Annotated in this window: 12 protein-coding genes; 1 reads left to right on the top strand and 11 read right to left on the bottom strand. The window is 59.1% G+C overall.

What is annotated here, in order from left to right:
- Positions 1-6: 6 nt before the first annotated feature.
- From bglA to QE432_RS15820, 4 genes are all read right to left on the bottom strand, one after another.
- A complete protein-coding gene (bglA, locus tag QE432_RS15835; RefSeq protein WP_306624909.1) occupies positions 7-1662 on the bottom strand; it encodes a beta-galactosidase BglA in 1656 nt (551 codons plus the stop codon).
- A 36-nt stretch (positions 1663-1698) separates the two neighbouring features.
- Positions 1699-2859 (bottom strand): carbohydrate ABC transporter permease, encoded by a 1161-nt coding sequence (locus QE432_RS15830; protein ID WP_003515133.1) that lies wholly within the window; start codon positions 2857-2859, stop codon positions 1699-1701.
- Between the two features lies 1 nt (position 2860).
- Positions 2861-3874 (bottom strand): carbohydrate ABC transporter permease, encoded by a 1014-nt coding sequence (locus QE432_RS15825; RefSeq protein WP_306624906.1) that lies wholly within the window; start codon positions 3872-3874, stop codon positions 2861-2863.
- Positions 3875-3981: 107 nt separating this feature from the next.
- The gene (locus QE432_RS15820) at positions 3982-5343 is read right to left on the bottom strand and encodes an ABC transporter substrate-binding protein (protein ID WP_306624904.1); all 1362 of its coding nucleotides are present in this window, start codon (positions 5341-5343) and stop codon (positions 3982-3984) included.
- A gap of 275 nt (positions 5344-5618) precedes the next feature.
- Here QE432_RS15820 and QE432_RS15815 point away from each other — a divergent pair, with 275 nt between their 5' ends.
- Complete coding sequence (locus tag QE432_RS15815; protein WP_013635488.1) at positions 5619-6644, top strand: LacI family DNA-binding transcriptional regulator; 1026 nt, start codon at positions 5619-5621, stop codon at positions 6642-6644.
- A 9-nt stretch (positions 6645-6653) separates the two neighbouring features.
- Here the strand turns inward: QE432_RS15815 and folD are convergent, their stop codons facing one another.
- The 7 genes from folD to QE432_RS15780 form a co-directional block, all read right to left on the bottom strand.
- Entirely contained in the window at positions 6654-7553 is a 900-nt protein-coding gene (folD, locus tag QE432_RS15810) for a bifunctional methylenetetrahydrofolate dehydrogenase/methenyltetrahydrofolate cyclohydrolase FolD (RefSeq protein ID WP_112290872.1), read from the bottom strand.
- 77 nt (positions 7554-7630) lie between these two features.
- Entirely contained in the window at positions 7631-9406 is a 1776-nt protein-coding gene (locus QE432_RS15805; protein ID WP_306624901.1) for a hypothetical protein, read from the bottom strand.
- 113 nt (positions 9407-9519) lie between these two features.
- The gene (locus tag QE432_RS15800; protein ID WP_065688341.1) at positions 9520-10194 is read right to left on the bottom strand and encodes a WecB/TagA/CpsF family glycosyltransferase; all 675 of its coding nucleotides are present in this window, start codon (positions 10192-10194) and stop codon (positions 9520-9522) included.
- Between the two features lie 177 nt (positions 10195-10371).
- Positions 10372-10908, bottom strand: a complete 537-nt coding sequence (locus QE432_RS15795; protein ID WP_003515123.1) for a hypothetical protein — start codon at positions 10906-10908, stop codon at positions 10372-10374.
- Positions 10908-11276 carry a hypothetical protein gene (locus QE432_RS15790; RefSeq protein WP_003515122.1) on the bottom strand — a complete coding sequence of 123 codons (369 nt, stop codon included), beginning with the start codon at positions 11274-11276 and terminating at the stop codon, positions 10908-10910. Before QE432_RS15790 ends, QE432_RS15795 begins: the two co-directional genes overlap by 1 nt.
- A 29-nt stretch (positions 11277-11305) precedes the next feature.
- Positions 11306-11863, bottom strand: a complete 558-nt coding sequence (locus QE432_RS15785) for a rod-binding protein (protein WP_003515121.1) — start codon at positions 11861-11863, stop codon at positions 11306-11308.
- Between the two features lie 115 nt (positions 11864-11978).
- Positions 11979-12398: a hypothetical protein gene (locus tag QE432_RS15780; protein WP_003515120.1), complete on the bottom strand. Its 420-nt coding sequence runs from the start codon at positions 12396-12398 to the stop codon at positions 11979-11981.
- Positions 12399-12404: the final 6 nt, after the last annotated feature.

Below are 12404 nucleotides of genomic sequence, written 5' to 3'. Positions count from 1 at the left end.
GCTCTATCAGGCGTAACGGGCGAAGAAAGCGCCCCATGCCGGAAGTTCTACGCTTCTGCCGTCCACACCGCTTGCAAAGCCGTGGCCTTCGAGAACCTCCCAGTTCCCTTCCGGCAGCGTCGCCTTTGCCGGTGTCGCGGACAGATTGAAGAGGCACAGAACGGTTTCGTTGCCGAGCGTGCGGGTGTAGCTCAGCACGTCGCCCTCCACTGGCTGGAATTCGATGCCGCCCTTGGCAAAAGCGGGATGCTTTTTGCGGAAGGAAAGGAAGCGGCGGTAGTGCTCCAGCACGGATGCCTCATTGCCCTGCTGGGCGCTGACGGCGCGCTGCTTGTGTTCGGCCGGAATGGGCAGCCAGGTCTTGTCCGAGGTCGAAAAGCCGGCCTGCGCATGGCCCGCATCCCACACCATCGGTGTGCGGCAACCGTCGCGGCCCTTAAATTCCGGCCAGAACTGGATGCCGTAGGGGTCCTGCAAATCCTCAAAAGCAATATCGGCTTCAGTAAGGCCCAGCTCTTCACCCTCATAGATGCAGACGGAGCCGCGCTGCGTCATCAACAACGCCGAGAGCACCTTGGCGAAAGCGTCCTTGTCCTCGACATGCTCGCCCCAGCGGCTGACATGGCGAACGACATCGTGATTGGAGAAAGCCCAGCAGGCCCAGCCTTCCGGTGCGGCCCTGGCAAAATCCGCCTGCACATCGGCAACACGCTGCGGCGTGAGCGCATCCGGCGCCAGGAATTCGAAGGCGTAGCACATCTGCATCTTGTCGTCGCCGGAGGTGTATTCACCGACGATTTCGAGTCCGCGCTGGCTGTCGCCCACTTCGCCGACAGCGGCGATATCCGGAAACTCGTCCAGCACGGCGCGGAAGCGTTTCAGAAAGGCGATGTTTTCGGGGCGGTTCTTGTCGTAGAGATGTTCCTGGAAATTGTAGGGATTGACCGCAGGTGCCGTGGAGGCGTTGCGGCGCTCCGGCGCCAGCGCCGGGTTGTCGCGCAATTCCAGATCATGGAAATAGAAATTGATGGTATCGAGGCGGAAACCATCGACGCCGCGCTTCAGCCAGAAGCGGGTGATATTGAGCAGTTCTTCCTGCACTTCCGGATTATGCAGGTTGAGATCCGGCTGCGAGGTCAGGAAGTTGTGCATGTAATATTGCATGCGGGTGGGGTCCCACTGCCAGCCGGAGCCGCCGAAGATCGACAGCCAGTTGTTGGGCGGCGTGCCATCCGGCTTGCTGTCCGACCAGACATACCAGTCCGATTTCGGATTGTTGCGGCTGGCGCGGCTTTCCACGAACCACGGATGCTGGTCAGACGTGTGCGACATGACGAGGTCGATCATGACGCGGATACCCAGACGGTGCGCTTCCGCGATCAACCCGTCGAAATCGGCAAGCGTACCGAACATCGGATCGACATCGACATAATTCGAGACGTCGTAACCGAAATCCTTCATTGGCGAGGTGAAGAAGGGCGAAATCCAGATGGCGTCGGCACCGAGACCGGCAATATGCGCCAACCGGTCGGTGATGCCCTTGAGATCGCCGATGCCGTCGCCATTGGAGTCCTGATAGGAGCGCGGGTAGATCTGATAGATCACGGCGCCGCGCCACCAATCCTTGTTGGGCGTCAAAGCGGAAATCACCGGAGCGGTCATAGTCTCATCCTGTCTGGTATGGGCGTTCATGGATAATCAGCCTCCCTTGACGGAGCCTGAGAGCAGGCCACGCACGAGATAACGTTGAAGGGCAAAGAAGACGCCGAGCGGCACGACAATGGTAACGAAGGCCGAGGCGGTGAGAATTTCCCAGTTGCCGCCGCGCGAACCGAGCAGCGCGTTCAAAGCACCGGTCAGCACCAGCTCATCCTTCTGCGTGCCGAGGAAGACCATGGCGACGAGCAGGTCGTTCCAGGTCCACAGGAACTGGAAGATGGCGAAGGAGGCGAGCGCCGGGAAGGACAGCGGCAGGATGATCTTGACGAAGATTTCGAAATCGCTCGCGCCGTCGACACGCGCACTTTCGATGATCTCTTTCGGCAGGCCGGAAATGTAGTTGCGCAACAGGTAGATGGCGAGCGGCAGACCGAAGGCGGTGTGGGCCAGCCAGATGCCGGCATAGGTCTTGGAGGGTACGCCGAAGATATTGCCGATTTCGTTGTAGAGTTTCAGGAGCGGTATCAGCGACATCTGCAACGGTACGACGATCAGGCCCACCACCATCGCAATCAGAAAATTGCGGCCGGAAAAGCTCATCCATGACAGCGCATAGGCGGCAAAGGCGGCGATGAGGATCGGAATGACGGTTGCCGGAACGGCGACTGTCAGCGAGTTGACGAAGGACTGGCCGATGCCTTCCGATGTCAGGACGGTTCGATAATTGTCGAGTGTGAAGACCGGCGGTGTCGCGACGGAAATATAGACGCGCTTGCCGCGAGAGCCCTCGAAGCTTGAGGCCTTGCTGTATTCGTAGGTGCCGTCCGTATTGACGAGCAGCGTTTCCCCGTCGCCGATATCTGCCGCTTCACCGGCTTTGAAGGCCGTCGGCTCCTGCACGCGAACGCCGAAGGCTGCAACCTTGCCCCCCTGTCCGCTTTCAAAAACATTACCTGATATGACGTAGCGGTTCCCGTCCTGCTTCTGCACGGCAGCGTCGGCAAGGCGAACCGCCGCGGTCTGCTCGGAACTGGAAAAGGCCGTCCACCAGCCTGACACGGTGATCTGGTCCTTGTCGCGCAGGGAACTTACGAGAATACCGAGTGTGGGCAGAAGCCAGAGAAGCACGACGACCAGCACGCTGGCATGGACGATGAGGCGCGGCAGGCCGACGCGGCGCAGACGTTTTACGATATCCATCTCAGCGGCCCTCCATCTCGCGGTTCGCCTGGCGGATGTTCCAGACCATGATCGGGGTGACCGCCGCCATGATGATGAGCGCTATGACCGCACTTCGGCCACTGTCACCGCCGCCGCGGAACATCCAGTCGAACATGAGATTGGCGAGAACCATGGTGTTCCACTGACCGTTGGTCATGGTCAGCACGATGTCGAAAACCTTGAGAACGAGAATGGTGATCGTCGTCCAGACGACGGCGATGGTGCCCCAGATTTGCGGGACCATGATCTTCCAGAAGATCTGCCAGCCATTGGCGCCATCGATGACGGCCGCTTCGATTGTCTCTTCCGGAATGCCGCGCAGCGCTGCCGACAGGATGACCATGGCAAAGCCGGTCTGAATCCAGATGAGGATGACCATCAGGAAAAAGTTGTTCCAGAAGGGCATGGAAATCCACACCTCCGGGCTGCCGCCGAAAAACTCGACGACGGCGTTGAGGAGACCGATCTGCACCTGACCTTCGGCGCGATACTCGTAAATGAATTTCCAGATGACGGAGGCACCGACGAAGGAGATAGCCATCGGCATGAAGACGATGGATTTGGCGATATTGCCCCACCAGATGCGGTCGGTCATGACGGCGATGACGAGGCCGAAGAAGGTGCAGGCAGCCGGCACCACGGCCAGCCAGAGAATGTTGTTGAAGATCGACTGGCGGAAACCCGCATCGAAAAATGCCCAGCGATAGTTGGCAAGGCCGACGAATTCGGCGCCGGTCCGGTCATGGAACGAGAGGATCAGCGTGGCGATGACGGGATAGACCAGATAAACGAGAAGAAGCAGGAGGGCGGGGCCGATGAACAGCCAGGGCCGGACCGCCGCGCGGCGGTTGAGGTTGCGGGATGCCTGCAACACGTCTCCCGAGCGGACGGGAAAGATCACCTGCAACAGTTTGTCGGATAGCCAATAATAGGCGGCACAGGCAAAAACGCCTGCTACCATGACGCCTATGGCAGAAACGAGTTGTTGAGCCATATTCCCTCCCTTGATCTTCTCCGCGCCGCGCTGATTTTATGCGGTCGACGCGCCATTCCGTTGGCAAAGGCCCGGCGGCATCACCGCCGGGCCAAGCTCTGTTGAGGTTACTTCAGGCCGTCCCAGGCCTTCTGGATATCGGCGGCGACCTGATCGGCGGACTTGCCGCCGACGAAATCGATCATGCCGGTCCAGAATGCACCCGCGCCGATCTTGCCCGGCATCAGGTCGGAACCGTCAAAGCCGAAGGTCGTCGCGGTGGTCAGGATTTCGCCCTGGCGCTTCATCTGCTCATTGGCATAGGTATCGACGTTCACACCCTTGTATGGCGTCAGGAAGCTGGATTGTGCCATCCACACTTCATGCGCAATCGGGGTTTTCAGGAAATCGACGAAAGCCTTGGCGGCGGGCGCTTCCTTGGTGATGGTGACGAGCGTGCCGGCGCCCAGAACCGGCTTGCCGAGTTCAGGCTTTGCGGCATAGGTCGGCATATAGAAGAAATCCACATCCGTTCCGACCTTGGTACCATCAGGGAAGAAGGACGGCACGAAGGACGCTTGATGGTGGAGGTAGCACTTCGGCGGAATGTCGAAGAGACCCTTCGGGCTGTCGCGGAAGTCGGTGGAGGCCACAGCCGCAACGCCGCCGCTGACATATTTTTCGTTCTTGGCGAATTTGCCGAATTCATTGATTGCCGCAACGACGGCCGGATCGGTGAACTTCACCTCGTTCGTCGTCCATTTCTGATAGACGTCGAGTGGCTGCGTGCGCAGCATCAGGTCTTCCACCCAGTCCGTTGCCGGCCAGCCGGTCGCACCGCCGGAACCGAGGCCGATGCACCAGGGTGTGCCGCCATCGGCAACGATCTGGTCCGTCAGCTTGAACAGGTCTTCCATGCTCTCGGGCACTTTATAGCCCGCTTCCTCGAAGTTCTCAGGTACGTACCAGACGAGCGACTTCACGTCGGCCTTGAAGGGAAATGCAAAGTAAGCTTTGTTGCCGTCCTTGCCCTTGTAGCTGCCGAGATCAACCCAGGACTGGCCTGCGCCGTAATTGTCCTTGACCCAGTTTGCCGTCTCATCGCCGAGCGGAACCAGAAAACCCTTTGCGGCGAGATCGGCCAGAAGACCGGGCTGCGGCAGGATGGCGATGTTGGGCGGAGAACCCGCCTGCGTATCGATGACGATCTGCTGTTCGTAGTTTTCCGAGGAGGAATAGCGGACGTTCACGCCGGTCGCATCGGAGAAATAGGCCAGCACCGTCTGGAACAGCGCCTCGTCCTCACCGCGCCAGGGCCCGAAAATCGTCAGCGTCTGACCTTTCAGATCGGCATGGGCCGCCTTGAAGTCTTCGTAGCTTTTCCAGTTGAACTTGGCATCCTGACCGGGCGCGAATTTCAGATCGGCGGCAAAGGCCGAACCCGACAGCAGCACTATAGAAGCCGCCGTCGCCAAAAAGGTCTTCTGCATGTGATTTACCTCCCATCACATAAAAGGCTCAAAGCATCTCCCATAAATCAAAGCGCTTTGGCTGCCTATTCATCTCATTGTCATTGAGAAGGAGTCAAGAGGCTCTTTCGCTGGACATGCCGCATTGTCGTATGAATAGTCATACTTACTTAGAAAGGCGGCTATCGTTTTCGATTGAGAAAACCGGCAGGGACTGGTAAAAAACTAAAGCGCTTTGGGAGTTAGAGGAGAGGCTTTTGCCATTTCCGATGCGCGCGCATGGAGGAAAAACAAACATGAACCTGAAACAGTTGTCGCAACTGCTGGGGATTTCTCAGACAACCGTCAGCAGAGCGCTCAACGGATATCCCGAGGTGAGCGCAGAGACGCGCCGCCGCGTCATGGAAGCCGCCGAAAAGACCGGATATCGCCCGAATGCCGCGGCGCAACGGTTGGCGACCGGCAAGGTCGGCTCCATCGGACTGGTCATGCCGGTTGGCGAGCACCACCGCTCGGATGTGCATTTCGGCGAATTCCTGAGCGGTCTAGGCGAAGAAGCGGCTCGCAGCGGATTTCACCTCGTCATCACGCCCACTGAGCCGGAAAAGGAACGGGAAGCCCTGCGGGGGCTGGCGGCGAGCGGCAGCGTCGATGGCATCTACCTCGCCTATATGAAGAAGAACGACGCCCGCATCGCCATGATGCAATCGCTTTCCCTGCCCTTCCTCGTCCATGGCCGCTCCATCGGCGTGGAAGAGGATTATCCCTTTCTCGACGTGGACAATGAGGCCGCATTTCGCGATGCGACCCAGCTGCTGCTTCAGCTTGGCCACAAGCGGATCGGGCTTCTTAACGGGCCGGAGGGCTACGACTTCACCTTCCGCCGCTGTCTCGGGGTGGAAAAGGCGCTAACGGCAAATGGGCTGACATTGCGCCCGGAACACACAAGACACAGCAGCATGACCGATGAGGAGGGTTATCTCGGCATGGAAGCGCTGTTGTCACAGCCGGAAAGACCAACCGCCATTGTATGCGCCAGTACCGCATTGGCACTCGGCGTGATCCGCTCGCTCAACCAGCGCGGCTTGAAACCGGGCAAGGATATTTCGCTGATTGCCCATGACGATGTGTTGCCGCTGTTGAAGCCCGACAATTTCTCGGTGCCTCTCACCACCACCCGCTCATCCCTGCGGGCGGCGGGGGTGCGTGTCGGGCAGCGCCTGATCAACCGGATCAAGCTTAACCAGACCGAACCTCATCAGGAGCTCTGGAAGGCGGAACTTGTCGTCCGCGCCTCCACAGGACCGGCTCCGAAAGAGTAACTACCGATTTCAGAACTTCGGTGCGGTTTTTCCAAGCGCGCGATAGGCGGCGATGACGGTGTTGGCCATCAGCATGGCAATCGTCATCGGGCCTACGCCGCCCGGAACGGGGGTGATGGCAGCAGCGACTGCGCTTGCCTCATCATAGGCGACGTCACCGACCAGTTTCGATTTGCCTTCACCCTTTTCCGGAGCGGGAATGCGGTTGATGCCGACATCGATGACGGTCGCGCCGGACTTCACCCAATCGCCCTTCACCATTGCCGCGCGACCCACCGCCGCCACGAGAATATCGGCCGTCTTGCAGACGGTGGCGAGATCCTTGGTGCGCGAATGCGCCATCGTCACCGTGGCGTTGGCATTCAGGAGAAGCTGGCCCATCGGCTTGCCGAAAAGGTTGGAGCGGCCGATGACCACGGCGTTCAGGCCGGAAAGATCTTCGCCGTGAATGCTGCGCACCAGAAGCATGGCGCCGGCTGGCGTGCAGGAGATGAGGCCGGTTGCGAGATCGCCGGTCGCCAGCTTGCCGGCGTTCAGCACGCTCAGGCCATCCACATCCTTCTCGGGCAGGATCGACTGGATGATCTCATCGGAATTGAAGTGTTTCGGCAAAGGAAGCTGTACCAGAATGCCGTGGATGGAGGGATCGGCGTTCAGTTCGCCGACCAACTTCAGAAGCTGATCTTGAGTTGTTTCTTCCGGCAGCGTGTGCTGAACGGAATTGAAACCGCATTGCTTGGCTGTCTTGCTTTTGGAATTCACGTAAGCGTGGCTGGCCGGATCGTTGCCGACGATGACAACCGCGAGACCGGGCTTCACACCCTGTTCCGCCTCAAGCGTTTCTGCCGATTTGCGGACCGCCTCCGTTACCGAAGCCGCCTTTGCCTTTCCGTCAATCACAACTGCCATGCGTCCTGCTCCTGCTGGATTACGTTGGCCCCGTATGGTGCCGACTTTGCAGGAATGCAAGCAAAAATGCAGCTTCGTCAGGCAGTTTTGCGGTAGTCGTCGCGATGCTCGGCGTAATCGGCGAGGCGCTCCCTCAAGAGCGCCAACTCGCGTCTCAATTCCGCCAATTCCTCGGCTTCGGCCTGCTCGTGATCGAAATGCCCGGCAAGGGCTTCACTGAGCAAGGGCGGCAGCTCCGGTGTCGTCTGGGGGGTATTCCTGACGGTGCGGTTGCCCATCAGAACCTGCCGCACACGCTCGTCCAGCGGAATGTCATCGGTATCGAATCCGCTATCGTTCGCCGCCCCGGCGTAATAGTCCACGAACTCAGCCTCCGGCTCGAATTCGCTGTCCGCGGCCAGTTCTTCAAGATCATCGAACACATCCGGCTCGATCGGCTCGAACTCGGGAAACTGCCCCGATTGCTCAGGCGCTTTTTCGGAGGGCAGAACATGCGCATCATCAAAGACGAGTGCCTCCTCCTCGTCATGGCGACGGTAGCTCAGGAGATACAAGCTGCCCAACAGGCCAAGCAACGCGCCACCGCCTGCCAGCATAGCGGCTTGTGTGAGGTCGCGCGACAATTCGCCCGGTCCGGCCTTCCTGGTGAGGCGGGTCTCCACGGCGGTTGTGGTGGATGAGGACATGTCCCGACGCTCGCTCGCCTCAAGGTAGGCATTTCGCGCCGTTTCCAGTTCACCCTGCAATCTGGAGAATCCACCGGGCGTGACACCAAGGCTGCTCAGGCGGTCGAGATGTTTCGTTCGTTCGGCGTTCGCGGTTGCAACTTCCTGTGCGACGCGCTTCTCATCGGCGCGCAAGCCATCGACCAGCTGACGCAATGCGGGAGCGACAAGCGCCTGCACGGCATCTACGGCATTCTGGGCGGCGATGCGGCGGGGATGTTTCGGGCCGTAATCGACCGAGACGCCTGAAAGCGCCATGCTGGCACTTGCATGTCTTTGCCTGATGTCCTCAAGCACAGAGAAAGCAGCGCCTGACGGCAGGGGCTTTGACAATACGTCATTCGGCTTGAGGCCGGTGGCCACCGCCAGATCCGTCTGAAGCGACTGCTGCTGCTGGGTCGTCCCCGCAAGGCTGTCATTGAGGTCGCGCAATTGCTGCTCGAGTTGCTGCACTTCCGCCAGGACGGCCTCGCCGTGGCGCATCTGGAAACCGTTCAAGGCGGCTTCCGCCTCGTCCAACCGGGTGCGCGCCCGCTCCGTCTCGCGCATGGCGGGCGTCATGGTGCCGGCCTTGCCATCCGCCATGACACGCATCGAAAGATAATCCGTAAGCCGCATCGCGGTTTCCGGCGTCGCTGCCTTCGAGGTTACGATCAGCGTGTTTTCATCCGGCGTCAGTTCCAGACGTATCGCCTCGCCCACAGCACCGTTCAATGCTTCACGCGGGGAAAGCGAACGGGTATCCGCCCCGGTCAAAAGGTCGAAAAGCAGGCCAAGTTCGCCCTGATTGCGAACGCCGACCATGTCGGCGGGCTTCAATTTGAGGTCGCCCGTTATACGGTCCAGACCGGACGGAGAAAGCAGGGTGCGGCGGGCCATGGCAAGAAAGCGTGCTGCATCGGGTGCATCGTAGCCGGTCTGGGTAACCTCGACATGCGCCTGCGAAACATATCCGCGAAAACCGGAATCGATGAGCAGCAGCGGAAGTGCAGCCCCCACAACGGTGGCGGCGGCTACGCAACCAGCTGTCAGAAGCCGCAGACAATGTTTGCGAAATTGCGACGCAGGCACGGCAACACCATCCTCATCAGGGCGCGTCGCCATCATATCGGGACTGTGATCAACCATCTGAAGCCGTCTGCCACGCTCGGCGCCGCCCGCAACAGGCGGCTTTCAAAACCTTACGGGAGGTTAAAGGATCGTGGCAAACAAATGGTTAACGCGGGCTTTGCCGACCCGCCTCAGCCCTTGCCGAGCGCGATGTGCCAGGGCTCGGCGCAAAGGCTGTAAAGCCAGCTCATATGCAGCTTGCGAAAGATTTCGGGCATGCCAGCCACTTCGGACGCCAGCACCTTGAACAGGGGACCGACCGCGATGGCGAGACGCGCATCATCGCGATTGATGCTGCGATGCAGCCATTTCTCCTGGTTTTCCGCAAGCATGCCCGCCAGCACGACATCCACCTTCACGCCCGACGTATCCCGATTCAGCATCACGAAATCATGCCAGGGCGCATGTGCGCGCAGCTTGGCGAGGACCTCTCCGACCTGTGCTGCATCATCCCCCGCAACGCCGATACGTTTCGGCACCGCCATATAGGTCAGAAGTGCCATGACGAAGGCAACGCCATCGATGGTCTCGGGCAGAGGCTTGCCGTGCTCGGCGCGTGCGGCGGCATTCATCCCCCTGCCCTGCGGCAGAAGCAGACAGCTTTCCAGAATCTGCCTGTAAGCAATGTCCTTGAGGGACAGCCTGGCATTCTGGATGGTAAGAAACGAGAGCATCGTGTGGCCATCACAAGCCGAAGCCTGGCCGCTGACCATTTCCAGCGCCCCGTTCCAGTCCAGATCACAGACGCGCAGTCCGTGAATATTCCGTTGCGATCCCGTCCGCGCAAAATCTGCCGCGAAATTCATGCCAGCCCCCGAATGCCAAATCCACCGCCGCCAATCCGGCGCATGGTTTGCGGGACGGCAGCTCATGGATCTGTTTATACAGGTGCTGGTTGAATTTACCCTGAAGGCAACCGATCGAATATTCCGGAAAATAGAAAGGGGCGATTAACCAGACCGGTGGCCTGCACCGCGCCGCCGTTAGTGGCTTGGGGCCGCTTCTTTTCCGGTGTCGACTTTCTCGCCTTCGACAAGCTTGACCGAACGGGGCGAGCCGTTGCCCTTTTGCTCGCGAATATCGGCCTTCGACAGATAATCGAGCTGCTCGATCAGGACGTCCCCGACCACCTCGTCTCCAAGTTTCTTGTTCAGCCCCTCTCGGATGCGCTGCTTGAAGACATCAGGGTCGAAGGTGGAGATATTGGCGATGTTGACCATGGAAGAACCCGCCAGAAGCGTGAACAGTTCGTCGGTCATTAATTGCGTTGCTGGCAGTTCGATCTTCGCCATCTTGTCCTTGTCGACACGCAAGGAAATGCGGCTGAGGAAATAACCGTTCACACCACCGTCATTGATGACGGGGATGGTGATGCTTTCGCCTTTGACCAGCTGCAGACTTGCCTTTTTCGCCCCCGCCTCATCTCCCGACGAGGGGGCCGTCGCCATCTGGACGGAGAAATACACCGCGCCGAGCGTGACGGCGCAAACCCAGACGCCGGTGAGAAGAAGCTTCAACATCAGGAGGCTGCGCCGTACATGAACTGTTCCTGGGAATAGGTGCCGTCCGTATCGGCTTCCTGGATCGCGGTCTTGAGAAGATCCGCAACAGCGCGAACCGCATTCAGATGCGCCTCGACGCGGCTGGCATTGGTCGCGAGCTTGGACTTGATGCCCTGCACCTGATCGAGATGTCCGGCGGCGATTTCCTCATGGGGCGTATCGCGGAACAACATCGTCAACTCATAGAGGCAACGGCTTTTATGGGCATTGGAGACTTTGAAATCGAACTGGGGGTCCTTACCGATATTGTCATTCTCATTGTCGATGATCATTTCAAGACGGCCGAGAACGGATTTGATGCGGTGGTCGTTCGACATAAGGTCCATGCTTGTCTCCTCGTTATGATTTATCATGCTCAAGCCTCGTCCGTTTTATCATTGGAAACGCCGAGGACCTGCCTTTCGAACTCCGCCACCATCCGAATTGCAGCATTATGGTCTTTGTCATTCATGGATACGTCGGTGATGCCTTTGCTCTCGGCTTTCCGCAACGCATCCTTGTAGGCCTGTTCTGCAATGCCAACGCCGCCATTTCTGGAGATAGTGTCGGCAAACTGTTCCGCCATCATGCTTTTCCAGATCTCGCCGGCGTTGCCCTTGCCGTAGACCTCCTCGCTGTCTTTCGGCAGCATGTTGGCAACGAAGGTCTGAAGCACGGAAGCCTCATACTTGCGATATGTTTCCGGAACTTCGGTACGGGCAGAGCGGATGTTGGTATTGCCGAGACCTGCCTTCGAAGTGGCGCTGTCAAGCATATCAATGGCAGCGCCAAAGCCCTTGCCCGAATCGGCAAGGCTCGTCGCAGCAAAAGCCGCCTTGTTCGCCTTCAATTTTTCCTGGGCGACCTGCACTTCCTGAGGGTCCGCAGCGCGAACCACATCCATCACCAGATCGCTTATAACCGATATCGCCACGTCCAGAACTCCCGAGCTGACGAACGGGCGGCATTAAAACCGGGGCGTTCGCTCAATCAAGAAACACCGCTGAATACGTCTCTCTGGACGCCCAACGATGCAACAACGGGACAGACTATGGATCGCCAACCTTGCTGGAGGCTGGTGTCCGGGATGCGTTCGTGATTTCTAACAGATCATAGATTGCATTGTCGTCGGCCTCACGATCCTCGAGATCGCGGGCGAGATGCATCCTGTCCTCCAGCCGGTCGGCCTTGGTCTTTTCCTTGAGCACCTTGTTTTCCTGCAATTGCTGCACGCCGGAGAGCTGACGGTCCTTGACGACAAGGCGGCCGTAACGATCCGAATAGTGCCTGGAGAACGTCTGGTGGACCGGCTCCATGGAACTCATCGCTTCAAGCACATTCTCCATGGATTGCGCCACTTCGGCACGCACGCGGGTGGTGTCGGCCAGTTCAACCTCGGCCATTTTCTCCATGTGGCGCTGGACCGTTACCAGGCGCTTGAGTTTGGCCGAACGCTTGTCCGAAGCCATGGCGTT

The sequence above is a fragment of the Agrobacterium sp. SORGH_AS_0745 genome (assembly GCF_030818995.1).
GTDB lineage: Bacteria > Pseudomonadota > Alphaproteobacteria > Rhizobiales > Rhizobiaceae > Agrobacterium > Agrobacterium tumefaciens.
The sequence above is the reverse complement of the archived record's forward strand: the minus strand, read 5'-3'. Positions and strand labels throughout refer to the sequence as shown.

Bases quoted from the DNA above. Each gene is read 5' to 3' on its own strand.
- bglA (WP_306624909.1), bottom strand. From the start codon at position 1,662: ATGACCGCTCCGGTGATTTCCGCTTTGACGCCCAACAAGGATTGGTGG.
- QE432_RS15830 (WP_003515133.1), bottom strand. From the start codon at position 2,859: ATGGATATCGTAAAACGTCTGCGCCGCGTCGGCCTGCCGCGCCTCATC.
- QE432_RS15825 (WP_306624906.1), bottom strand. From the start codon at position 3,874: ATGGCTCAACAACTCGTTTCTGCCATAGGCGTCATGGTAGCAGGCGTT.
- QE432_RS15820 (WP_306624904.1), bottom strand. From the start codon at position 5,343: ATGCAGAAGACCTTTTTGGCGACGGCGGCTTCTATAGTGCTGCTGTCG.
- QE432_RS15815 (WP_013635488.1), top strand. From the start codon at position 5,619: ATGAACCTGAAACAGTTGTCGCAACTGCTGGGGATTTCTCAGACAACC.
- folD (WP_112290872.1), bottom strand. From the start codon at position 7,553: ATGGCAGTTGTGATTGACGGAAAGGCAAAGGCGGCTTCGGTAACGGAG.
- QE432_RS15805 (WP_306624901.1), bottom strand. From the start codon at position 9,406: ATGGTTGATCACAGTCCCGATATGATGGCGACGCGCCCTGATGAGGAT.
- QE432_RS15800 (WP_065688341.1), bottom strand. From the start codon at position 10,194: ATGAATTTCGCGGCAGATTTTGCGCGGACGGGATCGCAACGGAATATT.
- QE432_RS15795 (WP_003515123.1), bottom strand. From the start codon at position 10,908: ATGTTGAAGCTTCTTCTCACCGGCGTCTGGGTTTGCGCCGTCACGCTC.
- QE432_RS15790 (WP_003515122.1), bottom strand. From the start codon at position 11,276: ATGGACCTTATGTCGAACGACCACCGCATCAAATCCGTTCTCGGCCGT.
- QE432_RS15780 (WP_003515120.1), bottom strand. From the start codon at position 12,398: ATGGCTTCGGACAAGCGTTCGGCCAAACTCAAGCGCCTGGTAACGGTC.